The organism is Micromonospora inositola (genome assembly GCF_900090285.1).
Lineage (GTDB): Bacteria > Actinomycetota > Actinomycetes > Mycobacteriales > Micromonosporaceae > Micromonospora > Micromonospora inositola.
In genome coordinates this window covers 1,880,437-1,901,985 of the sequence record NZ_LT607754.1, presented here as the reverse complement: position 1 = coordinate 1,901,985, position 21,549 = coordinate 1,880,437, and the positions used below count along the sequence as shown (strand labels likewise).

General features: G+C 72.8%; 21 protein-coding genes and 2 pseudogenes. 14 read left to right on the top strand and 9 right to left on the bottom strand.

All coding sequences use genetic code 11. The features are described from left to right. Window positions 1-179 precede the first annotated feature (179 nt). The 4 genes from GA0070613_RS09100 (at window position 180) to GA0070613_RS09080 (ending at window position 2,973) form a co-directional block, all read left to right on the top strand. The gene (locus GA0070613_RS09100; RefSeq protein WP_089011893.1) at window positions 180-440 is read left to right on the top strand and encodes a hypothetical protein; all 261 of its coding nucleotides are present in this window, start codon (window positions 180-182) and stop codon (window positions 438-440) included. A gap of 83 nt (window positions 441-523) precedes the next feature. After that, window positions 524-1,921 (top strand): MFS transporter, encoded by a 1,398-nt coding sequence (locus GA0070613_RS09095; RefSeq protein ID WP_231929723.1) that lies wholly within the window; start codon window positions 524-526, stop codon window positions 1,919-1,921. A 240-nt stretch (window positions 1,922-2,161) separates the two neighbouring features. Continuing rightward, window positions 2,162-2,356, top strand: a complete 195-nt coding sequence (locus tag GA0070613_RS09085) for a hypothetical protein (protein ID WP_089011892.1) — start codon at window positions 2,162-2,164, stop codon at window positions 2,354-2,356. 68 nt (window positions 2,357-2,424) lie between these two features. Continuing rightward, the gene (locus GA0070613_RS09080; protein WP_089011891.1) at window positions 2,425-2,973 is read left to right on the top strand and encodes a YbaK/EbsC family protein; all 549 of its coding nucleotides are present in this window, start codon (window positions 2,425-2,427) and stop codon (window positions 2,971-2,973) included. Window positions 2,974-3,057: 84 nt separating this feature from the next. Here the strand turns inward: GA0070613_RS09080 and GA0070613_RS09075 are convergent, their stop codons facing one another. From GA0070613_RS09075 to GA0070613_RS09050, 6 genes are all read right to left on the bottom strand, one after another. After that, entirely contained in the window at window positions 3,058-3,690 is a 633-nt protein-coding gene (locus tag GA0070613_RS09075) for a DsbA family oxidoreductase (RefSeq protein ID WP_089011890.1), read from the bottom strand. Window positions 3,691-3,710: 20 nt separating this feature from the next. After that, window positions 3,711-4,136, bottom strand: coding sequence for a SufE family protein (locus GA0070613_RS09070; protein WP_089011889.1), 426 nt, complete (start codon window positions 4,134-4,136; stop codon window positions 3,711-3,713). 67 nt (window positions 4,137-4,203) lie between these two features. Beyond that, window positions 4,204-4,623, bottom strand: a complete 420-nt coding sequence (locus GA0070613_RS09065) for a CBS domain-containing protein (protein ID WP_089011888.1) — start codon at window positions 4,621-4,623, stop codon at window positions 4,204-4,206. A 57-nt stretch (window positions 4,624-4,680) separates the two neighbouring features. After that, complete coding sequence (locus GA0070613_RS09060) at window positions 4,681-6,450, bottom strand: proline--tRNA ligase (RefSeq protein ID WP_089011887.1); 1,770 nt, start codon at window positions 6,448-6,450, stop codon at window positions 4,681-4,683. Between the two features lie 76 nt (window positions 6,451-6,526). Then, the gene (locus tag GA0070613_RS09055) at window positions 6,527-7,468 is read right to left on the bottom strand and encodes an inositol-3-phosphate synthase (RefSeq protein WP_089011886.1); all 942 of its coding nucleotides are present in this window, start codon (window positions 7,466-7,468) and stop codon (window positions 6,527-6,529) included. 104 nt (window positions 7,469-7,572) lie between these two features. Next, window positions 7,573-7,755, bottom strand: coding sequence for a DUF397 domain-containing protein (locus GA0070613_RS09050; protein ID WP_089011885.1), 183 nt, complete (start codon window positions 7,753-7,755; stop codon window positions 7,573-7,575). 208 nt (window positions 7,756-7,963) lie between these two features. Here GA0070613_RS09050 and GA0070613_RS09045 point away from each other — a divergent pair. The 4 genes and pseudogenes from GA0070613_RS09045 to GA0070613_RS31945 all read left to right on the top strand — a co-directional run bounded on the left by GA0070613_RS09045 (window position 7,964) and on the right by GA0070613_RS31945 (window position 11,246). After that, a pseudogene (locus GA0070613_RS09045) lies at window positions 7,964-8,311 on the top strand (hypothetical protein). Between the two features lie 103 nt (window positions 8,312-8,414). Then, window positions 8,415-8,945, top strand: coding sequence for a SigE family RNA polymerase sigma factor (locus GA0070613_RS09040; RefSeq protein ID WP_089011884.1), 531 nt, complete (start codon window positions 8,415-8,417; stop codon window positions 8,943-8,945). Continuing rightward, window positions 8,942-10,072, top strand: a complete 1,131-nt coding sequence (locus GA0070613_RS09035) for a PD40 domain-containing protein (RefSeq protein WP_089011883.1) — start codon at window positions 8,942-8,944, stop codon at window positions 10,070-10,072. Before GA0070613_RS09040 ends, GA0070613_RS09035 begins: the two co-directional genes overlap by 4 nt. A 169-nt stretch (window positions 10,073-10,241) precedes the next feature. Further along, on the top strand, window positions 10,242-11,246 hold the full coding sequence (locus GA0070613_RS31945; RefSeq protein WP_157746306.1) for a TolB-like translocation protein: 1,005 nt from the start codon (window positions 10,242-10,244) through the stop codon (window positions 11,244-11,246). 67 nt (window positions 11,247-11,313) lie between these two features. Here GA0070613_RS31945 and GA0070613_RS09020 read toward each other — a convergent pair whose 3' ends face one another. Then, the gene (locus GA0070613_RS09020) at window positions 11,314-12,855 is read right to left on the bottom strand and encodes a gluzincin family metallopeptidase (protein ID WP_157746305.1); all 1,542 of its coding nucleotides are present in this window, start codon (window positions 12,853-12,855) and stop codon (window positions 11,314-11,316) included. Window positions 12,856-13,076: 221 nt separating this feature from the next. On the opposite strand from GA0070613_RS09020, the gene GA0070613_RS09015 reads away from it, so the two are divergent. The 4 genes from GA0070613_RS09015 (at window position 13,077) to GA0070613_RS09000 (ending at window position 18,437) form a co-directional block, all read left to right on the top strand. Then, window positions 13,077-13,844 carry an SGNH/GDSL hydrolase family protein gene (locus tag GA0070613_RS09015; RefSeq protein ID WP_089011881.1) on the top strand — a complete coding sequence of 256 codons (768 nt, stop codon included), beginning with the start codon at window positions 13,077-13,079 and terminating at the stop codon, window positions 13,842-13,844. A gap of 3 nt (window positions 13,845-13,847) precedes the next feature. Continuing rightward, a complete protein-coding gene (locus GA0070613_RS09010; protein ID WP_089011880.1) occupies window positions 13,848-14,294 on the top strand; it encodes an imidazolonepropionase-like domain-containing protein in 447 nt (148 codons plus the stop codon). Between the two features lie 139 nt (window positions 14,295-14,433). Then, complete coding sequence (locus GA0070613_RS09005) at window positions 14,434-17,373, top strand: hypothetical protein (RefSeq protein ID WP_157746304.1); 2,940 nt, start codon at window positions 14,434-14,436, stop codon at window positions 17,371-17,373. A 161-nt stretch (window positions 17,374-17,534) separates the two neighbouring features. Continuing rightward, entirely contained in the window at window positions 17,535-18,437 is a 903-nt protein-coding gene (locus tag GA0070613_RS09000) for a sulfurtransferase (protein WP_089011878.1), read from the top strand. 168 nt (window positions 18,438-18,605) lie between these two features. On the opposite strand, the pseudogene GA0070613_RS32700 reads toward GA0070613_RS09000, so the two are convergent. Further along, window positions 18,606-18,752 (bottom strand): annotated as a pseudogene (locus GA0070613_RS32700) (TetR/AcrR family transcriptional regulator); the annotation flags it as partial. Between the two features lie 39 nt (window positions 18,753-18,791). Here GA0070613_RS32700 and GA0070613_RS08990 point away from each other — a divergent pair. After that, on the top strand, window positions 18,792-19,481 hold the full coding sequence (locus tag GA0070613_RS08990; protein ID WP_331716728.1) for an FAD-dependent monooxygenase: 690 nt from the start codon (window positions 18,792-18,794) through the stop codon (window positions 19,479-19,481). Here GA0070613_RS08990 and GA0070613_RS08985 read toward each other — a convergent pair. Continuing rightward, window positions 19,478-20,743, bottom strand: a complete 1,266-nt coding sequence (locus tag GA0070613_RS08985; protein WP_231929722.1) for an MFS transporter — start codon at window positions 20,741-20,743, stop codon at window positions 19,478-19,480. The genes GA0070613_RS08990 and GA0070613_RS08985 overlap by 4 nt on opposite strands. A 206-nt stretch (window positions 20,744-20,949) precedes the next feature. On the opposite strand from GA0070613_RS08985, the gene GA0070613_RS08980 reads away from it, so the two are divergent. Beyond that, window positions 20,950-21,495, top strand: a complete 546-nt coding sequence (locus GA0070613_RS08980) for a TetR/AcrR family transcriptional regulator (protein ID WP_231929807.1) — start codon at window positions 20,950-20,952, stop codon at window positions 21,493-21,495. Window positions 21,496-21,549: the final 54 nt, after the last annotated feature.

The following is a 21,549-nucleotide window of genomic DNA, read 5'->3' as shown; positions in this document are numbered from 1 at the left end:
GCCGCGCTCGCCGTACCCCATCTCGCCTCCCGCGCCTCGTCCCAGCGGCCTGGCTTCCCGGCGGAGAGTCCGTTATGCCCCCCGAGCAGGGGAAGTTTCCCTGCTGACCGCGGGCATGGACGGGGTTGCCGGTGGAATGCCCGTCGGACGCCGATGACTGGTGAACCGGGGGAGGCCGGATGAGCGCGCTGACGCGAAACCTCAGTGGGGCGCAGGAGACGCTCCGCACGTACGGCCGGCGGGTGGAGATCCCGATGCTCGGCGAGGTGGCTGTGCCGCCGCCGGACAAGGTCGCCTACTACGCGGGGCTCGGGGTGCTGGCCGCGTTGCAGGTCATCGAGTGGCCGTTGGCCCTGGTGATCACGGCCGGGCACCTGCTGGCCGACCAGCACATGTCCGGGCTGGTGAAGGGGGTGGGCGAGGCGCTGGAGTCGACCTGACGAGACCAGCCTCACGGTTGACCTCAACCCGGGTTGAGGGCCGAGGCTGGGCCCATGCCGATCGCCCCCCGCGCGGACCGCCGGTGACCGCCACCGCCGCTCCGGCCGCCCCGCCCGAGCACCTGTACGCCCCGCGCCTGCCGGCGATGACGGTGGGCAGTGTCGCCCTGGTGTCCCTGCTGGCGTTCGAGGCCCTGGCCGTCGGTACCGCCATGCCGACGGTCGCCCGCAGCCTGGACGGGTTGGCCCTGTACGCGCTCGCGTTCGGTGGCCCGTTCGCCTCCGGCGTGGTCGCGATGGTGGTCTCCGGGATCTGGTGCGACGCCCGGGGACCCCAGGCGCCGATGTGGCACGGGGTGGCCTGGTTCGTGGTCGGGCTGCTCGTCGCGGGCGGCGCATCGGCAATGGGGGTGCTGGTCGTCGGCCGGGTGGTGCAGGGCTTCGGCTCGGGCCTGCTCTCGGTGGCGCTGTACGTGATCGTGGGTCAGGCGTACCCGGAGGAGCTGCGGCGGCGGGTCTTCGCCGCGTTCGCGGCGGCCTGGGTCGTACCGTCGCTGGTCGGTCCGGCGCTGGCCGGCCTGATCGTCGAGCACCTCGGCTGGCGGTGGGTCTTCCTGGCGGTGCCGGCGGTCGCGGTGCCGGCGGTGCTGCTGATCCAGCCCGGGCTGCGGGCGCTCGGCGCGACGGCGCCGGTCCGGCCGCCGGCCGGCGCGCCGGCCCGGATCGGCTGGGCCTGCGGGGCGGGGGCGAGCGCCGCACTGCTGCACTACGGGGGGCAGCAGCGCGGCGCGCTCGCGGTCGGGCTGGTGGTGGTGGCCCTGGTCGGGCTGCTCGGCTGCGCGCCGCGGCTGCTGCCGGCCGGTTTCCTGCGGGCCCGGCGCGGGTTGCCGACGGTGATCGGCCTGCGTGGCCTCGCCTCGGCGGCGTTCGCCGGGGCGGAGGTGGTGATCCCGCTGATGCTCTCCCGGGAGCGCGGGTTCGCCCCGACCGCGGCGGGTCTGGTGCTCACCGTGGGCGCGGTCTCCTGGTCGGTCGGCTCCTGGCTCCAGGGGCGGCTGCGCACCCCGCGCTCCGCCGCCACGCTGCCCCGGGCCGGGCTGGGCTGCGTCACCGCCGGTACGGCCATCGTGGCGTTGACCGTCGTGCCGGCCGTGCCGGTGCCGTTCGCGGTGCTCGGCTGGGCCGTCGCCGGGCTCGGCATGGGGCTGCTCTACCCGTCCCTGTCGGTGCTCACCCTGGCCCTGTCCGCCCCCGGTGAGCAGGGCCGGAACAGCTCCTCGCTGCAACTGGGCGACTCGTTGTTCGCCGCCACCGTGCTCGCGCTGACCGGCGCCGTGCTCGCCGTCGGCCCGGCGCCCGGTCCGGCCGGGTACGCGGCCACCCTCGCGGTGGCGGCCGGCTGCGGGCTGCTCGGCGTGCTGCTCGCCGGCCGGGTCGTGGTGCCGTCACGAACTCCGATGCCGGCTCGTCAGTCCGGGTGAGGACAGGGGGCGGTCGATGAGGGTTCTGGTCACCGGGGCGGGCCGCCCGCGACTCCCGCCGGCCGTTGCTGCCGGTACGGATCCCGGGGCGGCTGGGCCGGGCGTTGCGGTCCGGCGGGCTGACGACCGCGGCGACCCCGACCGGTGCCCGGACCTGGGCGGATCACCTCGCTGACACGTACGGGGGAACCGGACGGAGATGAAAGCGTCGGCGATTCACCTTCGCCTTAGCGTGGCCGCATGCTGGTTTTCGTCACCACGGTGATCCTCTACGTGTTCGGTTTCGTCTTCCTCTACGGCGTGATCCGGCTGGGTGTCCGGCACGGGATCGAGGACATCGAAGCGCACCGCGCCCAGGCGGCCCGGGCGGAGGAGCTCGCCTCGTTCCAGGACCGCACCTTCGCCCGCGAGAACGCCTTCCTCACCGGCAGCTGACCTCGGCCGAGCCGCGAGCAGGGTCCACCGAGCGCAACCGGGTCACGGGTGCGAGGATCGCACCCGTGATGGGGACGCTGAAGACCGAGCCGGCCCGCGCCCGGCTGGACCTGCTGGCACCGCCGGTGGCCGCCGCGATCGAGCGGTGGCCGGCCGAGGCGCCGGTCGACGTGGACGATGTGCTGGTCGCGCCGATCGACGCCGAACTGGCCGACACGGCCGCGTTCTGCGCGGCGTACGAGGTGGGGCTCGACGTGTCGGCCAACTGTGTGGTGATCGCCGGCAAGCGAGAGGGCGAGATCCGGTACGCCGCCTGCATCGTGCTCGCCACCACTCGGGCCGACGTGAACGGCGTGGTCCGCCGGGCGCTCGACGTCCGCAAGGCCAGCTTCGCGCCGATGGCCGACGCGGTGGAGCTGACCGGCATGGAGTACGGCGGCATCACGCCGATCGGCCTGCCGGAGCAGTGGCCGATCCTGGTCGACTCGCGGGTGATCGCCACCCCGCACGTGATCATCGGATCGGGCGTCCGGCACAGCAAGATCGCGCTGCCCGGGCCGGCGCTCGGCGCGCTGCCCGGGGCGACGGTGGTGGAAGGGCTGGCCAGGCCGGCCTAGATCATCGCGGCCGTCGATGCGGTTGCACGTGAAACATCATGATCATCGATGAGCGTCCGGTGGCGGTCGACACCGGACGTGTCGTCAGGCCGCCGACTCCCGCTGCTCGACCTCGCGGAGGGCGGCGAGCAGCGTCTCCGGCTCCTGCGCGCCGGTGACGGCGTACTTCCCGGCCAGCACGAAGGTCGGCACGCTCGTCACCCCGAGCTGGTGGGCGGCGGCCAGATCGGCGGCGACCTCGCGCCGGCCGACGTTCGAGTCCAGGTACTCCCGGGTCTCGGCCTCGTCCAGGCCGACCTCGGCGGCGAGCTTGACCAGCGCGTCCTTCGAACCGACGTCGATCCCGTCGGTGAAGTGCGCCCGGTAGAGCGCGTCGATCATCTCGGCGGCCCGGCCCCGCTCGGTGGCGAACCGGATCAGTCGGTGCGCCTCGAAGGTGTTGGAATGCATCGCCCGGTCGAAGCGCATGTCGAGTCCCACACCGGCCGCGACCTGCGACACCTGGGCGAACATCGCCTCGGCCCGCTCCCGGCCGCCGAACTTCGCGCCCATCGCCTCGACCAGCGGCCTCGGCTCGGTGACCGGCGTCGGGTCGAGCTGGAACGGCCGGTACCGGACGGTCACCTCACCGTCGTACGACTCGAGGGCCTGCTCCAGCCGGCGCTTGCCGATCCAGCACCAGGGGCAGACCACGTCGGCGTAGATCTCGATCTCCATGAAGGGGATGAACGCCCTGCTCAGCCGGCTTGTTCCCGGACCTGCCGCTTGAGTCGGGCCAGGATCGCGGTCCCGCCGCGCACCCGCAGCGGGCTGATCGCCTGGGCCAGCCCCATCCGCTGGTAGAGGTCGTCCGGCACGGCCAGCACCTGCTCGGCGTTCGCCCCGGCCAGCCCCTCGGCGAGGATGCCGGCGAAGGCGCGGGTGGTGGGCGCCTCCGGCGGGCAGTCGAACCAGGTGAGCACCGTCCCGTCCGGCTGGACCTGGGCGCGCAGGAAGAACGCCGTCTGGCACTCGGGCACCTGCTCCATGCCCTCCCGGTCGATCTCCGCGGGCAGCGGCGGGATGACGTCGGCGTACTCGAGGAGCATCTCCAGCACCACGTCGCGGGGCGCGGCGGCGAACTCGTCGACGATCTCGGCCAGCTTGGTCGGCATCTCGGGCATCCCGTCAGGTTACCGCCGTCGAGGCGGCGCCCACCGGGGTCGGCGGTGGGGCGCCGCGTCGGCCGGGTCACATGTTCGGGGCGGCCTCGCTGATGTCGCTGAGGGCGGAGTTCGGGTCGAGCTGCATGGCCAGGTCGCCCAGCGAGACGATGCCGACCAGCTTGCGGTCGCTGTCGCAGACCAGCACCCGCCGGATGTTGCGCTCGCGCATCAGCGCGGCCGCCTCGCTCGCGGTGGAGTGCTGCTCGATCATCACCACCTCGCGGGTGATGATCGAGCCGATGGTGGTGGTCGCCGGGTCGGCGCGTTCGGCCACCGCCCGCACCACGATGTCGCGGTCGGTCAGCATGCCGGCGAGGGTGGCCCCGTCGGTGACCACCACGTCGCCGATGTCCGCCTCCTTCATCACCCTGGCCGCCTCGTCCAGCATGGTCTCCGCCGCCAGGTAGACCACCTGCTTCGTCATCACGTCGCTGACCCGGTACATGAGAGCCTCCGAAAAACACCTCAGTCGATCCGGGAGCGGTACCCCGTGGCGCGTCCGCTACACCCCGTCGCCGCGCGCCGCGCGAACCTCATCGGCGAGCCGCTCGACCAGGCCGTCCAACGGCAGCTCGATCCGCTCGCCGCCGGCCCGGTCGCGCAGCTCGACGTACCCGTCGGCGAGCCGGCGGCCGACCACGACGGCGCGGGGGATGCCGATCAGCTCGGCGTCGGTGAACTTCACCCCGGCCGAGACGTGCGTCCGGTCGTCGACCAGCACCCGCAGGCCCGCGGCGGCCAGGCGTCCGCCGAGGTCGAGCGCCGCGTCGAGCTGCGGCCCCTTCCCGGCCGCCACCACGTGTACGTCGCACGGCGCGACCGCGGCCGGCCACACCAGACCCCGCTCGTCGTGGTGCTGCTCGGCGACCGCCGCCACCGCCCGGGACACTCCGATGCCGTAGCAACCCATCGTCGGCCGGACAGGCTTGCCCGCCGGCCCGAGCACGTCGACGGCGAACGCGTCGGTGAACCGCCGGCCGAGCTGGAAGATGTGCCCGATCTCGATGCCCCGCCGGATGGTCAGCTCGCCGGCCTCGCACACCGGGCACGGGTCGCCCGCGCGCACCTCGGCCGCCTCGATCGTGCCCGCCGGGGTGAAGTCCCGACCGCACACCACGTCGACCGCGTGCCGACCCGGCTCGTTGGCCCCGGTCAGCCAGGTGGTGCCGGTGACCACCCGGGGGTCGACCAGGTAGCGGACGTCGAGCTTCTCCAGGATCTGCGGCCCGATGTAGCCGCGGACCAGTTCGGGGTGGGCCGCCCAGTCGTCGAAGACCGCGACCGCGGCCGGGTGCAGGGCCGCCTCGACCCGCTTGAGGTCGACCTCCCGGTCCCCGGGCACCCCGATCACCAGCAGCTCGGACTCCTCGGCGCCGGGCCGGCGTACGGTCAGCACCACGTTCTTCAGGGTGTCCGCCGCGGTCCAGTCGCGCCGACCGCCGAGGCCGCGCACGTTCGCCAGCTCGACCAGCGAGGCGATCGTCGGGGTCTCCGGGGTGTCGTGCACCTCCAGCGCCGGGTGCACGTCCGGGTCACCGGCGGCCGGGGCGCGGGTCAGCACCGCCTCGGTGTTGGCCGCGTAGTCGCAGGCCGTGCAGCCGACGAAGGTGTCCTCGCCGACCGGCGTGGCGGCCAGGAACTCCTCCGACGCCGAGCCCCCCATCGCCCCGGACATCGCGTGCACCACCGTGTAGGCCAGCCCGAGCCGGTCGAAGACCCTGGTGTACGCATCGCGGTGCCGGTCGTACGCCGCTTGCAGACCCGCCTCGTCCAGGTCGAACGAGTACGCGTCCTTCATCAGGAACTCGCGCCCGCGCAGCAGGCCGGCCCGGGGCCGGGCCTCGTCCCGGAACTTGGTCTGGACCTGGAAGAGCGTCACCGGGAAGTCCCGGTACGACGAGAAGACGTCCTTGACCAGCAGCGCGGCCATCTCCTCGTGGGTCGGGGCGAGCAGGTGCTCGGCGCCCTTCCGGTCCGCGAGGGTGAAGATGTCGTCGCCGTACTCCGCCCACCGCCCGCTGGTCCGGTACGGCTCCGCCGGCAGCAGCGCCGGGAAGTGCACCTCCTGGTCGCCGATGGCGGTCATCTCCCGCCGGACGATCTCGGTCACCCGGTCCAGCACCAGCTTGCCCAGCGGCAGCCAGGTGTAGCCGCCTGGTGCGGCGCGACGGACGTAGCCGGCGCGGAGCAGGAGCCGGTGGCTCGGCACCTCCGCGTCCGCCGGGTCCTCGCGCAGGGTCCGGAGCAACAGGGTCGACATGCGCAGCAGCATTGCCGCAGCGTACGACGATGCGGGGAGGGCGGCGATTCTATTCGGGTCGCGGCCGTCCGGCGTCGACCACGACTCGTCAGATCGCCGTCCCCGGCGGAGACTTCAGGAACGACGCTGCCTCGGCTGGATAGCCGCCACGCCCAGCTCGCAAAGCGGTGGCCGCTATGCGAATCAGGTCGATGTTGACGCCGGCCGCGCCACTCGGGTCATGCACCTTCAGCCGCACATCCAGGCTCACCGCGGTTTCACCCCAGCCCTGCGCCTCGATGTTGACGTGGGCGATCTTCTGTGATTGCAGATGCGGGAGGTACCCGAGGGGAGCCATCTGAACCTTGTCCGAGCCCAGAACGTTCAATTTGGACTGCTTTTTGGTGTTGGAGTTCTCGACCAGGTTGCGGAAGTCTTCGGTACCCCCCAGATTGACCTGATAGGAACTGGCCAGGGTAAGGCCGCGCTCCTCGAGTAACCGCAGCAGTGCGTGATGCACCACGGAGGTGCCGAACTGGCTGGCCAGGTCGTCGCCGAGGAGAGGTAGACCAGCTTCCTCAAAACGCTTGAGCCATAACGGTTCCCGGGCAACCGCGTCCGACGTGGTGTTGATGAATGCCGCCCCCGCCATCAGGGCCGCCTCGGCGTAGGCCTGAGCTGTTCCCGGCCTGCCGCTCGGCGCCGAGTAGAGCAGCACCTCGGCGCCTGTCAGCGCGTGCGCCACCCGCTCGATCTCTGTCGAGTCCACGAGACCACGCTGCACTGTCACGCCGGAAGGCGGCAGCTCCACGTCGAGACGGGGAAAGTTGTTGGGAGGCACGAAAATCGCCTCGTGCAGGTCCCTGCCCACCTTGCCGTCAGAGAGGGCGAAGGCTGCGACGAAGTCGATGTCGCCGACGCCCAGCCCCACTATCTCCGGCCGGCGGATGCCCACCAGGCTGCCCGTGTTGCGATAGAAGGTAATCCCCTGCACCAGCGCTGACGTGTTGTTGCCTACGCCAACGACTGCGACTTTCACGTTCTCGGCCACGGCCCGAGGGTACTGGGCTGGTTTGCGCCGTACCGTCCGCGTACTCCAACACGGCTGCAGCGGACCTTGCCGCAGCGCACCAGCAGTGCTGCCCGGCTCAGGAGTCAGCGTCGCTTGGCGTAGTCGATGAAGACTCGCCAAGTGTTCGGCTCGAAGGTGAGCACCGGGCCGGTCGGGTCCTTGCTGTCGCGAACGCCCACGACGCCAGGCAGGTTGTGCGCGACCTCCAGGCACTCGCTCTGAGCGCTGCGGGTGGACTTGTACCAGATTGCGCCGATCAGCTCCATGACGTCATCACTTCCTTCATCAGGTCGACCGACTGTCCGCGAGGTAGTGCCTCGCTACGCACACTCTCCCACCGGGACAGAAGGACGGCCAGATCGTCCTCCGGGAGTGGATGCGCGAGCCGACCCGGGTCGTCCCGACGATGCGGCCGGGGTGCCCCGGCCGGTTGACCCGGGCGCAGGAGTGGCGGGCCAACGGAGGGCGCTGGTGATGCCCCCCGGTCAGCTTCCGGTGTCCCGCCTCGGGCCGTACCCGGACCGGCCGAGGCCGTACCCGCCGGGTCACCCGCCGCACCTGCCGTTGCGGCCGCTTTGAATGTGCCGGGCCTGCGGGCTGCCGTGGCCGTGCGCCGAGGCCCGGCTGCTCCTCAAGGTCGAGTACGACGCCAGCCCCGTCGACCTGGCCATTTATCTGTCCGGGCTCGATCACGAGGCGACCCACGACCTGTTCCGGCTGAACCCGCACGACGGCCCCACCCCGCGCGAGCTGTTCGAGCGGTTCGTCGCCTGGGGTCCGTACCGGAAAGGGTTGGTCGAGCCTCCCACCTGCGACGAATGATTCGCCGAAACTTCTCATCGAGGCACGGCAACCACCGCGGCTGAGGGTGACGTCTGGAAGGGCGTCAGGATGATGTACCACCTCACCCCAAGGATCGGCTCGTGTGGACCCTCTGCTGAGTGAGTTCGACTCGTTCGTCCGTTACCGGACCCCCGCGCTCCTGCGCTCGGCCTACCTGCTCACCGGCGACCAGCACCTGGCCGAGGATCTCGTCCAGTCGGCGCTGGCCCGGACCCACCGGTCCTGGAGCCGGCTGCACGACAGCGGCAACGCCGAGGCGTACACCCGCAAGGTCATGTACCACCTCCAGGTCTCCTGGTGGCGACGGCGCCGGGTTCCCGAGTCAATGCCAGGCGACCTGCCCGAGCCGCGCGGAGGCGACTCGGCCCCTGACCACGCCCACCAGACGACGCTTCGGCTGACCCTGCGGGCCGCGCTGGCGAAGCTCTCCGCCAAACAGCGCGCCGTGCTGGTCCTGCGGTTCTTCGAGGACCGCACCGAGGCCGAGGCCGCCGACCTGCTCGGCGTGACCGTCGGCACCGTCAAGAGCCAGACCTCGAAGGCCCTGGCCAAGCTGCGCACCGTCGCCCCGGAACTCGCCGAGCTGTACGTCCTGGAAGGGAGCGCCCGATGAACGAGGACCGTCTCCGGTTCGACCTGGCCGACCTGGCCGAGGAGGTCACCCCGGTCGACCTGCGGGACCGCGCCCTGCGGACGTCCCGCCGGATCGGCATCCAGCGGACCGTCACCACCTCGGTCGCCGCCCTGGTGATGATCGCCGCCGCCACCGGCACCGCCCTGGCGATCCGGCCGAACGGGCAGGCGAACCTGCCCGCCCCCGCCACGTCGGTCACCAGCAGCGCGCCGCCGGTCGAGGTCACCCCGACCCCGCAGCCGTCCGCGACCGCCTCGGCGAGCACGAGCCACAGCAGCCCGCCGGCCAAGCCGGCCGTGCTCGGCGGCACCCGCTACTACCTGGAGTTCACCGACAGCGAGGCCCGCATCCACGTGGTACGCAGCGGGCGGCACGAGACGAACGTGCTCCCGCTCGACAAGAGCGGCTGCGCTGCCAACACGATGACGATCTCGCCGGACGGCAAGCGGCTGGCCTGGGTGAAGGACGGCGCCGCCGACGGGATGAACGGCACGCTCGTCACCTCCCGCATCGACGGATCCCGGCAGCGGACCGTCGCCACCGGCATCACCTGCCTCGGGCCCCGGCCACTGGTATGGCAGGGCGGTGACCTGCTGATGGCGCAGACCGGCAACCGCTCGGTGCTCATGGACATGGTCGCCGGGAAGCCGCACAACGGCGACCCGGGTCAGGAGACCGACCGGTGCTGGTCCGCCGACGGGAAGTGGTTGGCGGCGTTCGACGCGGAGTTCGGCAAGCACTGGGTGACCGGCAAGGGCGTGGTGCGCCAGTACACCTACACGCCGCCGAAGGACGAGGCCGCGCTGCACGACGGCTGGCAGCCTCGCAGCGTCTCGATCGACGGCCGGTACGTCGCGGTCGGCTGGGTGGGCACCGACCCGTCCCGCCAGGACGGCAGTTTCGCGGTCGTCGACGTCACCGCCAGCAAGGTGGTCGACCTGCCCGGCGCCGGCAAGGTACGCGGCATCCTGTTCACCCTCGACGGCAAGGTGATCGTCCAGCGGGAGAACACGCTCACCGTGCTCGACGGGGACTTCCGGCAGCTCGGCAGTGTCGCTGAACCGGCGTCCGTACGCGGCCAGCGGCTGCTGGCGTACGTGCCCTGACCTGCCCTTCCGGTGCCTCCCACAGGCCCTCGGCACCTCGGTGCCGGGGGCCTGTGTCGTGTCGCCGAACATCGTCGGAAATTTTCTCGATGAGGCGGCAACCCCCCATCGAGAACTTGACGTCTTGGGGTACGTCGAACACGCACCGCCACCCCCAAGGACAGGAACCATGAACGTTTTCGCCGCTGATGCCGCCACCCGCACCGCTCGTCTCCGTACCCTCCGGCGTGCCGTGGCCCTGTCGGCCGCCGCGCTCGCGGTGGTGGGCCTGAGCGCCTGTGGCGGGGACAAGACCGCGACCCCTCCCACCGCCGCCTCCTCCGCCGCGCCGGCCGCCGTCACCAGCGCGGCTCCGGTCAGCTCCGACGCCGCGACGCTCGCCGGCACCCGCTACTACCTGGGGACGAGCGGCAAGGAGGCCAGCATCCACGCCGTCCAGGGCGACACGGACAAGGTGACCGCCCGGATCCCGTTCGGCTCCGGCTCCTGCACCGAGAACACCATCACCGTCTCCCCGGACGGCAAGCGGATCGCCTGGGTGCAGAACGGCGACGACACCGGCACCCTGATGACCGCGGCGATCGACGGCTCGCAGCGACGGACCCTGGAGAAGGGGGTCAGTTGCCTCGGCAGCCGAGCGCTGGTCTGGCAGGGCGACGACTGGCTGATGGTGCAGCAGCGCAACCGCTCGGTGCTGATGGACCTGGTGGCCGGCGGGCCGCACCACGGTGACCCGGGCGAGGAGACCGACCGGTACTGGTCCGCCGACGGGAAGTGGCTGGCCGCCGTCGACGACTACGGCAAGCCGTTCGTGACGGGCGGCAAGGGGGGACGCAAGTACAGCTACACCCCGCCGAAGGCCGAGGCGGGGAAGCACGACGGCTGGCAGGCGCGCGGCGTCTCGATGGACGGCCGGTACGTGGCGGTCGGCTGGAAGGGCACCGACCCATCCCGCCAGGACGGCAGCTTCGCGGTCGTCGACACCACCACCAGCAAGGTGGTCGACCTGCCCGGCGCCGGCGAGGTCCGGAGCATCCTGTTCACCGCCGACGGCAAGGTGATCGTCCGCCGGGCGACCGGCATCACCGTCCTGGACAGCACCTTCAAGCCGCTCGGCACGGTCGAGGAGCCGACCGACGTGCGCGGCCTGACGCTGCTCGCGTACGCGGCCTGAGCCCGACCTCCGACAGAAGGGCGTGCGGCGGTGGAGCCACCGGAGGGGCCCCACCGCCGGCCCGCGCTCAGCGCACCTCGGCCCTGAGGTAGGCGAGCCACGCCTTCTCGAACTCCTCGTACGACACCCCGAGGACGTCCTGCGTCACCTCTCCGATCTTCCTGCTGCGGTAGTTCTCGGCCACGAACTGGAACATCTTCTGCTCCCCGTACCGCTCGACGATGAAGCCGATCGCGGAGTGACCCAGCCAGTAGTAGTAGTCGCCCCGGCCCTCCATGTCGAAGGATTGGCTGCCCGGCAGCGCAGTCGGGTAGCCGATCTCCCGGATCACCGCCCGCGCGTTGGCCGTACGCTCGCTGGTCAGCCACGGCTTCCGGCCGTGACCCAGGTACTCCGCGAACCCCTCGACCAGCCACGTCTCCCGCTCGCCGAGCAGGTACGAGCCCGGGGCGCGGGCGCTGAGGTTGCCGACCAGGGCGTGGCCGATCTCGTGCCGGAAGAGGTTGAGCTGCCGCTCCCGGGTGCCGCTGGTGAAGTGGTACGCGTCGCGGACGTCGATCACCACCCGGGTGGCCCCGACCACGGGGCCCTTCTCGTCGCTGTTGAGCACACCCTCCGGCGGCACCGGGATCGCGACCCCGGACTCGGTGGGCGTCTCCTTCGTGGTCCGGTAGAGGGAACCCAGCTCGGCACGACCCTTGACCAGGGATATGACGAAGCCCGACGGTGCCTTGGCGCTCACCCCGCCGGCCTGCCAGGCGGCCAGGTCGTCCACCGCGGCCTGCTCGGCGATCGGGGCGTACCGCTGTGCCTCCGCCCGCAGCGACGCATCGACGAGCAGCACGGTGTGCGGGGTCCGCTCGACGTGGAGGTTTCGCCACTTGTCCCAGGGGGCCGGGTAGTGGGTGATCGCGTCCCGCTTGCGCTCCTCCGGGAGGCCGCCGGCCCGGGTGACCTTCAGCGGGGCGTCCTTGTCGGCCTGGACGATCGTCCACCGGTACCACTCCTCGACCGGGCCGACGTCGAAGCCGTCGAACCGGTGCACGAACGCCACCGTCACGTCGACCTCGTGCCCGCCGCCCACCGGGCGGAAGTCGCCCTTGTGGCGGTACGTGAAGCGGACGTCGGCCAGCGGCAGCCTGCTCAGGTTCCGGTACAGGCTGCTCTGCTCCGCGACCAGGCCCTTCGTCGTCGGATCGAACGGCGCGACGAACGTCTTCTCGTTCCGTTCCGTGAGCGCCTTGGTGTGCTCAGCCAGCAGCGCCTCGATCTTCTCCTGCCTGATCGGGTTGTCCTCGTCGTCGAGCGCGGCGGCCGAGGCGTCGTTCCGCTCGTCGAGGTACGACTTCAGGCCGACGAGCGAGACCGCCGAGCACAGGGACAGGGCGAGCACCGCCGCGCCGAGCCCGATCCAGAGGCCGCGCCGGGACCGCCGGCCCGGTGACGGCGGCGGAGCGTACGTCGCCGGTGGCGGGTAGGGCGGCGGCCCGTACGGCGCAGGTGGGCCGTACGGGCCGGCCGGCGCCGGGTGGGCGTGCGGTCCGGCGGGCGGTGGGGCGTACGGTCCGGGGTGTCCCGGTGGGGGAACGGAGGGCGGTCCCTCGGTCATGGCGTGCGTCCTCGCTCGTGTCCGGCGGATCGGGGGCGGCGTCCACTCCGGACCGTCCCCGATTGGGATCGCGCGTCATTATTTCCGCCCGAGCGCCCGGTTTTCTGCCCCGTGACACCCGTCGGCGGCGTGGGCCACGCCACGTCCGTACGCGGCCGGCGGCCCGTCCACCACCTGCGGTGCCAGAATGGCGGGCACCGATGGGAACCGGAGGGCAGCAGGTGCGCTGGCGCAGTTTCGTGGCGGTGGGCGACAGCTTCACCGAGGGCATGGACGACGCGTATCCGGACGGGACCTACCGCGGTTGGGCGGACCTGGTGGCCACCCGGCTCGCCGCCGAGGCCGGCCCGGACTTCGGGTACGCGAACCTGGCAATCCGGGGTCGGCTCTTCCCGAGCGTCGTGGCCGAGCAGGTGCCGGCCGCGCTGGCCATGAAGCCCGACCTGATCAGCTTCGCCGCCGGCGGCAACGACGTGCTGCGCCGGACCTTCGACCCGGACTCGTTCGTCGCCCGCTTCGACGACGTGGTGGGCGAGCTGCGCTCCGGCGGTGCGGACGTGATCCTCTTCCGGTTCGCCGACGTGATGGCCCGGCTACCCGGCCAGCGTCTCGTGGCACCGCGCGTCACGTTGCTCAACCGCGTGGTGGGTGAGGTCGCGGAGCGGCACGGTGCCATCCTGGTCGACCTGTACGCCGACGACACCTACCTCAACCCGATGCTCTGGAGCACCGACCGGCTGCACCTGTCGGCGGCCGGGCACCGGCGGGTCGCCGCGCAGGTACTGACCTCGCTCGGCGTCGGCTGCGACGAGGACTGGCTGCTGGTGCCGCCGCACCCGGCGCCGACCCCGTGGCTGGCCGCGCGCGCCGCCGACCTGCGCTGGGCCGGCCAGCACCTGGCGCCCTGGATCAAGCGCCGGCTGACCGGCCGCTCCTCCGGCGACACCGTCACCGCGAAGCGCCCGCTCCTCGGCCCGCTCGCCGACTGACCGGTGCGCACCCTGCACGCCGCGCCGCTGCTGCGGCGCACCCTCGACGAAGCGCCCACCGCCGATGCGGCCGTCCTGGTCGACGGGGACCGGATCGTCGCGATCGGGCCCACGGACGAGCTGGTCCGGGCGTACCCGGGGGTGCGAATGCGGCGGTGGCCCGGCACCCTCGGGCCGGCGCTGCGGCACGACGGGCCGCTGCCGCCCGCCCCCACCCCGCGCGAACGGGTGCACGCGCTGTTCCGGCTCGGGGTCGGCGCGGTGCTCGCCGCGCAGCTGACCGACCCGGAGCTGCGCGCCGCGGCCGTCCGCAACGGGGTCGCGGTGCTGGACTCACCCCGGCCGCCGGCGCTGGTCCCGGCCGGCCGGGCGGACCTGGCCGTCTTCGCCGCCGGCGGCGCCTGCCTCGCCACCGTGGTGGCCGGTCGGCTGGTGCACCGCCGCGCCTGACGGTCCGTCCCTGATGGCCGGACCGGGCGATTTCCCGGGTCCGGCCGGAATCGGGATCGCCGAATGTCCTCCCCGACGGATAACATCCGCTGCCCCCGTCGATCGAGCACGGGGACAATCGGGGAAAGGTGGATGAGGGATGACCCTCCTGCCTGGCACGAATTCGTCGTCAATCGCTGGACGTTCTCTGCTGGCCGCCGCACTGTCCATGCTGGTCGCCGCCGGAACGGTCGTCACGACCGCCGCGCCGGCCGCCGCGTACGACGTGCGCTACGAAACCAACACGTCCTGGGCCTGGACCGACTCCCAGCGACCCAAGAAGATCAACATTGACGAGGCCGGCGATGTGCCGGTCGGGTCCTGGGTGGACGCCAAGGGCCACCAGCACACCGCGCGGGCCTACTTCACCTTCGACATCTCCCGCTATCTGGGCGCTGACATCGAGTTCGCCAAGTTCGACGCCAAGGAGACCGGGGCGGCGGACTGCACCAAGCGTCCCGAGGTGGAGCTGTGGCGCACCGCGCCCTACACCTCCGGGTCAAGCTGGGTGAAGCCGCCGGCCGACCTGGCCAGGATCGACACCACGAAGCTGCCCGACCAGTCCGGCTGCCCGGCGCCCTACGTGGGCTTCGACGCCACCGCCGGGCTGCGCCAGGCGCTCGCCGAGGGCCAGCGGACGCTGACCCTGTCGCTGCGGCTGCCCGCCGCCGTGGAGGCGGACCCCGCGCTGCTCCGACGGTACGCCAGCAAGGTCGGCCTCTCCGTCGACCACAACTTCCGGCCCGGCGTGCCGACCGACCTGCAGACCTCCGGCACGGGCTGCACCGCCGCCGAGCCGTACCAGCTGGTCCGTCGGGGCGACCTTGGCCTCTCGGGGATCCTGCACGACAAGGACCGCAACGACACCGGCGGCACCGACATGCTCACCGCCACCGTCGCGCTCTGGCCGGTCGACCAGCCGGACGCCCGGATCGAGCGGACCGACAACGCCCGCGACGGCGAGCGGGCCGTCGGCCGGTTCAGCTACGACCTGTTCCAGCACGACCGGGTGTACGCCTGGCAGATGCGCGCCGCAGACAGCCGGGCCACCGGCGAGTGGAGCGCAACCTGCTACTTCCGCACCGACTTCCAGGGTCCGGCGGCCGCGCCGGTCGTCTCCTCCACCGACTTCCCGGCCGACGGGCACGCCCCGGCCCTGGCGGGTGAGTTCACCTTCGACGGCAGCGGGGCATCGGACGTCGTGGGTTTCGATTACGAGCTGAACGACGTCAAGACCGGCACGGTGCCGGCCGCCCGGCCGGGCGGCACGGCCACCGTGACCCTGACGCCGCGGGTCGCCGTCAACCGGCTGGAGGTGTGGAGCGTCGACACGGCGGGCAACCGCTCCCCCCGCGCCGAGTACAGCTTCTTCGGCGACGACGTGTCGCCGCTGGTCGACGGCAACCTCACCGAGGTCGGCGTGCCCACCACGTTCGCGGTACGGCCGCGGCTGCAGGGCGTGGTTCGCTACCGCTTCGGCCTCGACGGCGACCCGGAGCAGACCGTGGCGGCCAACGCCGACGGCACCGCCTCGCTGACGGTCACCGCCACCAAGGGCGGCAACCGGACGCTCTCCGTCACCAGCGTCACCGCCGACGGGGTGGAGGCCACCGCGCAGCTGTCGTTCCAGCTTCTCACCGAGCCGAAGATCTCGGCCACGGTCTACGAGGAGTACGGCTACGGCGGCGGCCAGGGCGTGCCCGGCGTGTTCACCTTCACCCCACGCCTGCCCGACACCGTCAGCTACCGCTACTCCTTCGCCGGCGAGACCGGCACCGTGGCGGCGGGCGCCGACGGCACCGGCTCGGTGACCTGGACGCCGACGGAGGCCGGCTACGTGTACCTCTCGGTGGTCAGCGTCAGCCGCGACGGCACCGAGTCCGACCCGGCGAGCTGGTTCTTCGAGGTCCGGGACCTGCTGCCGACCATCTACGGCGTCCTCTACAACGACAACTACTACGCCGGCGGCCCCGGTCAGGCCGGCGAGTTCCGGTTCAGCTCCGCGGTGCCCGACACGGTGGAGTTCCGGTACCGCTTCGACGGCGGGGCCGAGCAGGGCGTCGGTGCCGACGGCAACGGCAACGCCTCCGTCACGTGGACGCCGGACCAGGGCGGGACGCACACGCTGACCGTGCGCAGCGTCACCGCGGACGGCACGGTCTCGGCCGAGCGGACGTTCACCTTCCTGGTCAACGACGCGCCGCTGGTCGAGTCGGCGCAGTACCCGAAGGACGCCAGCAGCGGGCTGCCCGGCGTTCCGGGCGTGTTCACCTTCCGGCCGCAGCGGCCCGACGTGGTCACCTACCACTACGCCTTCTACGGCGAGGAGGAGAAGACCGTCGAGGCGGCGACGGACGGCACCGCCTCCGTGACGTGGACGCCGGAGCGGGCGGGCTGGACCATGCTGACCGTGCGCGCCGTGACCGGCGACGGCACCGTCACCCAGTCGCGCGAGTACGCCTTCACCGTGCGGGACCCGAAGCCGACGATCGTCTCGTACCTCTACAACGAGTACGACCCGCAGGGCGGGATCGGCGTGCCGGGGGGCTTCCGGTTCAGCTCGGAGCTGCCGGACACCGTCGACTTCGTGTACCGCCTCAACGACGGGCCGGAGCAGACTGTGGCGGTGACCGACGGCACGGCCGCGGATCTCTCCGTCACCCCGGACCGGGGCTTCCGGAACACCCTGACCGTGCGCGCGCGCTCGGCCTCGGGTGAGCTGTCGCCGGAGGCCACGTACAGCTTCATGGTCAGCACGTCGCCGACCGTGACGTCGCCGACCTACCCGAGCGGTGAGGCGGCGGGCGGGGTCGGGGCGCCGGGTGTCTTCACCTTCGCCCCGCGCATGCCCGACGTGGCGACGTACGTCTACCAGTTCGACAACGGGCCGGAGGTGACCGTGCCGGCGGGTGCTGACGGCACCGCCTCGGTGACCCTCACCCCGACCGAGGCGCGCTGGTACCCGATCTCCGTGTACGCCGTCGACAAGGACGGCAACCGGTCGGACTACGCCTACTACTGGTTCGTCGTGCAGGGCTGACGGCTGACCCGACCGGCCCACCACCCCGACCGGGTGGTGGGCCGGTCGCGTTCGATCCGCTGTGGGCGGGTTCCGGCACGGTCACGTGCGCGGCGCCACATCCGCCCGCCCGATCCGCGTTGCCCGGTAATCGGCCGGGGATCGGGCGTACCTTGGGGCTCATGCCTGTGCCGAGCGATCCGAATCCCCGCCTCCAGTCGTACGCGGACCCGCAGCGGCTGGTCACCACCGAGTGGCTGGCCGAGCACCTGGGCGACGAGGGTCTCGTCGTTATCGAGTCCGACGAGGACGTGCTGCTCTACGACACCGGCCACCTCCCGGGCGCCGTCAAGGTCGACTGGCACACCGAGCTGAACGACCAGGTGACCCGGGACTACCTGGACGCGAAGAGCTTCGCCGAGCTCTGCGCCGCCAAGGGCATCGGCCGGGACGACACGGTGGTCTTCTACGGCGACAACTTCAACTGGTGGGCCGCGTACGCCCTCTGGGTCTTCTCCCTCTTCGGCCACCCGGACCTGCGGCTGCTCGACGGCGGCCGGCAGAAGTGGATCGCCGAGGGGCGCGAGCTGACCCGGGAGAAGGTGACCCGTCCCCGCGCCGAGTACCCGGTGCCGGTGCGGAACGACGCGCCGCTGCGGGCGTTCCGCGAGCAGGTGATGGCGCACATCGCCGCCGGTCGGCCGCTGGTCGACGTGCGCTCGCCCGGCGAGTACACGGGCGAGATGCTGCACATGCCGGACTATCCGCAGGAGGGCGCGCTGCGCGGCGGGCACATCCCGGGCGCGGTGAGCAAGCCGTGGAAGTCGGCCGCGAACGACGACGGCACCTTCAAGTCGGCCGACGAGCTGCGGGCGATCTACGCCGATCAGCTCGGGCTGAGCCCGTCGGACGACGTGGTGGCGTACTGCCGGATCGGGGAGCGGTCCAGCCACACCTGGTTCGTGCTGCACCACCTGCTGGGCTACCCGCAGGTGCGCAACTACGACGGCTCGTGGACCGAGTGGGGCAACCTGGTCCGGGTTCCCGTCGTGAAGGGCGACCAGCCGAGCGGCCTCGCCGGCTGACCGCCTCGACCAGTCGACGGCGGCGGACACCCTCGGGTGACCGCGGCCGTCGCCGTCCGCGCGGGGATCCGGCGGATCAGGGGTACCCGGGTCCGGGGCGGGGCCGGTCAGGTAGCGCTGGAGGGTCGGGGCGAGCCAGGCGACCAGCTCGGCCGGCTCCGCGTCCACCATCGGCGGCAGGCCGACGATGTAGCGGGTGAAGGCCAGGCCGAGGATCTGGCTGGCCACCAGGCCGGCGCGGCGGGCGGTGGTCGCCGGGTCGGCGCCGAACCGGGCCACGGCCGCGCCGAGCTGGTCGGCGAAGATGCCGCGCATCCGTTCGGCCGCCGAGGGCTGCCCGCGCCGCGGTTCACCGTGCGGGACCGGGACCGGGTGCTGCTCACCGTCCCCTTCGGCACGCTGCCGTCCCGCTACCCGTACGCGCTGATGGTCTCCCAGTCGGAGACCGAGGCCGTGCTCGCCGAGCGGCTCACCGCGCTCGGCGGCCGGGTCCTCCGGCCGTACGAGATGACCGGCCTGACCCTCGACGACGCCGGCGCGACGGTCGGCTTCGCCGGCGGCGCGACGGGGCGGGCCCGCTGGGTGGTCGGTGCCGACGGCATGCGCAGCACGGTGCGCGAGCTGGCCGGGATCGGGTTCGGCGGGTCCCCCGACCCCGGCGAGTCGTTCCTGCTGGCGGACGTGCGGGTGGACAGCGCGCTGCCCCGCGACCAGGTCGCCCTCTTCCTGGCCCGACCGGGGCCGCTGGTCTGGGCGCCGCTGCCGGACGGCGTGGTCCGGCTGGTCGCCGCGGTGGCCGACGCGCCCCGCGACCCGGGCGCCGAACGGTTCCAGGCGCTGCTCGACGAGCGGGGGCCGGCCCGCCGGCCGGACCGGGTGACCGACGTGCTGTGGGCCTCGCGGTTCCGGGTCCACCACCGGGTCGCCGAGACGTTCCGGGCCGGGCCCGTGCTCCTCGCCGGGGACGCCGCGCACGTGCACAGCCCCGCCGGCGGGCAGGGGATGAACCTCGGCATCTGCGGCCTGAACCACCGCCCCGGCTAGGCCGCTACGGTGGAGCGGGCGTCGCGCTCTGACCTCGGCGCCCGCCACGCCGCGAGCGTGACCAGCGCGAAGACCGCCGCCGCCGCGCCCACCACCGGCGCCACCCCGTACGCGGCGCCGGCCAGCCCGGCAACCGCCGCGCCGACCGGTGCGGTCACCAGCGCGACGACCCGCTGCGCGGCGCCCACCCGACCGAGCAGTTCGGCCGGCACCCGCCCCTGGCCGTACGCGGCCCAGAGGCTGTTCCACACCGTGCTGCCGGCGGCGAAGACGGCCAGCGTGAACCCGCCCGCCACCGGCTGCCGGACCAGCGCGAAGCCGGCCAGGGCGACGGTCTGCCCGGCCAGCACCACGCGGAGCGCGGGCACCGTACCGAGCCGGGCGGCGATCCGGCCCGCCCCGAGCGCGCCGAGCAGGCCGCCCAGCACGACCGCCGTCATGAAGAGCCCGTACCCGGCCGGCGGCACCCGCAGCACCTCCAGCGCGTAGAGCACCAACACCGCCATCAGCCCGCTGATCGCCAGATTCGTCCCCGCACTGAGCACCGCCACCCGCCACAGCACCGCGTCCCCCCTGATGAACCGCACTCCCGCCCACACCCCCCGCTTCGCGTCGATCCTGCAGCGGTGGCCCCTGATTCGCCCCTTGTCATCCGTCTCGTCGGGACGGCAAGTGCAAGATCGCGGGATCGGGGTGGGCCGGAGGGAGATGACCAGGAGGGCGGCGGCGGCGAAAGTGAAGGCGTCGAGAGTGAAGGGAAGCGCGGCGGAGACGGCGAAGAGGAGGCCGGCCAGCGGGGCGCCGAGGAAGCCGCCGGCGAGCGCCGCGCCGGCCTGGAGGCGGCCGTTGGCGGTGGGGAGGGCGGCCCGGGGAACCAGGGACGGGAGCACGGCGAAGGAGGCGGCGTCGAAGAGGGTGCCGAGGGCCGCCAGCAGCGCCGCGGTTGCCGCGAGCACGAGGACGCCGGCCCGGTCCGTGGCGACCAGCACGGCCAGGCCGGCCACCACGGCGGCCCGCAGGCAGTCCACCGCCGCCATGGCGCGGCGGCGGTCCCAGCGGTCGGCGTACACGCCGCCGAGCAGGCCGAACAGCAGCGGCGGGAGCTGCCCCGCCACGGTCACCGCGGCGATCGCGCGGGGATCGCGGGTCAGCGTCGCGGCCAGCAGGGCCAGGGCCGGCGTACGGAGGGCATCGCCGAACCGGGAGGAGACGGCGGCGGACCAGAGCAGCCGGTAGTCGCGGCCGAGCGGGGTAGCGGTCATGTCGATGGACCCTGCGGCCTGCACCCGGTCGAGGGTCAAGCGCATCGCGACCGGGTGGGGAACGTGAGGCAACCGACGGGTAACCGAGCCTCCACCTCGTCGCGGTCGCGGTCTAGGCTTGCCCGGTGGCGGTGGAACAGCAGGCGCGGGGTGCGGCGAACGGCGCGACGGGCGCGGGCCGACGCCGGTCCCGGCGGGACGAGATCATGGAGATCGCAGTCGGCCTCTTCGCCGCCCGGGGCTACCACGGCGTGTCGATGGACGACATCGGCGCCGCCGCCGGGGTGACCGGTCCGGCGCTGTACCACCACTTCGCCGGCAAGGAGGCGATGCTGGTCGCCGCGCTGATCCCGGTCAGCGAGGGGCTGCTCGCCGGTGGTCGGGAGCGGGCCGCCAACCACCCCGACGACCCGCGCGGCACGCTGGAGTCGCTGATCGACTTCCACGTCGAGTTCGCGCTGGCCAACCCGGCGGTGATCGCCCTGCACCTGCACGAGCTGGATCGGCTCCCCGACGAGCCGCGCCGCCGGATCCGCCGGCTTCAGCGGCTCTACGTCGAGGAGTGGGTGACGGTGCTGACCGGGCTGCACCCGGGCCTGCCGGACGGTGAGGCGCGGGTGCTGGCCCACGCCGCCTTCGGCCTGATGAACTCGACGCCATTCCTCGGGGGCGAGGTCGACCGCCGCCGCCGCGCCGAACTGCTCCGCGCCGCCACCCTCGCCGCCCTTCTCGCCCCCACCGGCCCCGCCTGACCGCATCCCACCCGGTCAATCACCGGGTCACGGGCGCCTGGCGACTCGTGAGTA